The sequence below is a fragment of the Crocosphaera sp. Alani8 genome (assembly GCF_038442745.1).
Lineage (GTDB): Bacteria > Cyanobacteriota > Cyanobacteriia > Cyanobacteriales > Microcystaceae > Crocosphaera.
The window spans coordinates 1-2,652 of the sequence record NZ_JARVCN010000402.1; the positions used below are offsets into that span (position 1 = coordinate 1).

Consider the following 2,652-nt stretch of genomic DNA (forward strand, 5'->3'; position numbering starts at 1 on the left):
CAAAACCCACAAGAGTTATTTTCTCCCCATTAGCAACGTTTTCAACGATAGTTTCAGTTGTGGCATCAAGGATCTTGGTTACTATTGACTGAGGTTGACCAGAGCTTCGCCCTTGAAGGCAGAGGTGCGACCCCAGCTGAGGTTTCCTCAGCATTGGAAAGCGCACCTAGGCAGAGGGCAGAAGGATTCTCCTTCAACCTTATCCCTTCGGGTACAGGTTCCCCGTATTTCAAGACGTTTGCGAGCTTTGTAGGGGTACAGGTTCCCCGTGATCTTACAAGTGACCTTCTGCCTTCTGCCCTTGTAGCGGAGCGTCTTCTGCCTTCGGTTGACCAGTTTCAGCAGCAATGGCTTTAACAAGTTGTGCTTTGTTCATTTCTGAATAATAATTAACAGAATAAAAATTATAACGAGCCTAACCCCCATATTGTCAATTGTGTCCTCCGAGCTAATTTTTGCTTTTTTCCTCTCATTGGGAAATTTTCTGACTTAAGTGGGAATACTAGGAATAATAATTCAGATAAAGATTGATTCATGCAAGCATCTGAGACTAAACTACAGCAAATCATTGAGGGGACGAAACAATACGTTGTTCCTTTATTCCAACGGCCATATAGTTGGAAAAAGCAACAGTGGCAAGTTTTATGGGACGATTTGATTGAATTATATGAAAGTGATCAGCCTCGTCCTCATTTTATGGGATCTATCGTGACCAGTCCTATGGAGGCTATTCCCGAAGGAACAACGAAGTATCTTTTAATTGACGGGCAACAACGTTTAACAACTATTTTTTTATTTCTAGTCGCATTAAGAGATAAAGCAGAAGACCTAAAGCAAACCAAACTATCCGCACAAATTAATAATACTTTTTTGGTAAATTTATATGAAAGTGAGAAAGAAGATTACTATAAATTACGCCCTACACAATTAGACCGAAAATCCTTGGAGAAAATTATTGACAAAGAAAATATTGATGATGATACTCCTCTCTATAACTGCTATCTTTTTTTTGAAAAGAAAATTCGACAATATCAAAATCATCTAGATTTACAACAGCTAAAAAAAGTCGTTTGTAATAGTCTTTCTTTGGTTAGTATAGTTCTGGGAATCGATGACGATCCGTATTTAGTATTTGAAGGTCTTAATGCAAAAGGAAGTCCTCTAAATCAGGCTGATTTAATTCGCAATTATTATTTTATGGAAATCTCCAGTCAAGAGCAAGAGGATATATATAATAGTTACTGGAAACCAATGGAAGAATCTTTGAATAATCAATTAACTGAATATATTCGTCATTATTTAACTAGAAGTGGAAAAGAAGTCCGAAAGAATGAAGTATATTTTGAGACCAAAGAGAGAATTCGTAACCAAGATGCTATATCCTCTTTAAAAGAGTTATATAAATTTTCTTTATACTATTCTAACTTATTAAATCCAGAGACTGAAAAAAATGAAAAAATAAAGAAGCATTTAAAACGTCTGAATCGTTTAGAAGTAGCTACAATTTATCCATTTATTTTAAACTGTTATGATGATTGGAAACAAGAAAAATTGTCGGAAGATGAATTATGTGAGGTCTTCAAAATCATTGAGAACTTCATACTTCGACGATTTGTTTGTAATATTCAAACAAGAGGATTAAATCGTATCTTTGCCTTACTTTATTCACAAGTAAGCAAGGATACTAACTTGATTTCTGATAGCTTTGTTACAAGATTAAAGTCAACACTACAGACTCGTAATTATCCTAAAGATCATGAATTTAGAGAAAGATTTATGGACGTAAAAATGTATGGAAGTAATCGTTCTGAAAAAGCTAAGCTGATTCTTGAATCAATTGAAGAATCTTCTAAACACAAAGAGACAGTAGATTTTGAGAAATTGTCTATAGAGCATATTATGCCTCAAAAATTAAATGAATGGTGGAAAAACCATTTAGGTAAAGAGTTTTCCATTACTCATGAGCTTCTAATTCATTCTATAGGTAATTTAACGCTGACAGGCTATAATTCTGAATTGTCAAATAATAATTTTCCTACAAAGAAAAAAGAATTTCTTCACAGTCATCTTGAGTTAAATAAATATTTTTCTACTGTCAATTCTTGGGGTAAATATGATATAGAAAAAAGAGCATCTGACTTAGCTGATAAAGCTTTAGAAATTTGGAGTTATTTCGGAGATAATTCTATACCTGACTCCCAAGCTAATAGTGTTACAGGAAAAATCCCGAAGAATCTAAGAATTTTTGGACATGAATATTCTGTGAAAAGTTGGCGAGATGTTTTAGAAATCAGTTTAAACACAGTGGCTGATCTAAAACCAGATAAGTTTGAAGATATTTTATCCCAATTTCCACATTTTGTAGGACGAGATGAAAAAGATTTTCGTTCAATACGAAAACTTAATAATGGGATATTTGTTGAAGTAAATTTATCGGCTACAGCTATTCATACTTTTTGCTTAAAAGCAATTGAAACTGCAGATTTATCACAGGAAGAGTGGAATGTAGAAACTATAACAAGAGCTTTATCTTCAAAAAATGATCACTAAATCTGAAATTATCTTAGAAGTTTACAAAACTATTCCTAGTTTTTTATCATCGTGTGTGCTGTGGATTAATATTGAAACGAAAAGTTAATAACTAAAATTTCA

The 2,652-nt window shown here is 33.5% G+C and carries 1 protein-coding gene; it reads left to right on the forward strand.

Annotated features, from left to right (window positions below):
* Positions 1-534 precede the first annotated feature (534 nt).
* Complete coding sequence (locus P9B04_RS19845; protein WP_342056702.1) at positions 535-2,550, forward strand: DUF262 domain-containing protein; 2,016 nt, start codon at positions 535-537, stop codon at positions 2,548-2,550.
* Positions 2,551-2,652 lie beyond the last annotated feature (102 nt).

What these genes read in the sequence shown, in the direction of transcription:
- P9B04_RS19845 (WP_342056702.1), top strand. Translation starts at nt 535, where the DNA reads ATGCAAGCATCTGAGACTAAACTACAGCAAATCATTGAGGGGACGAAA.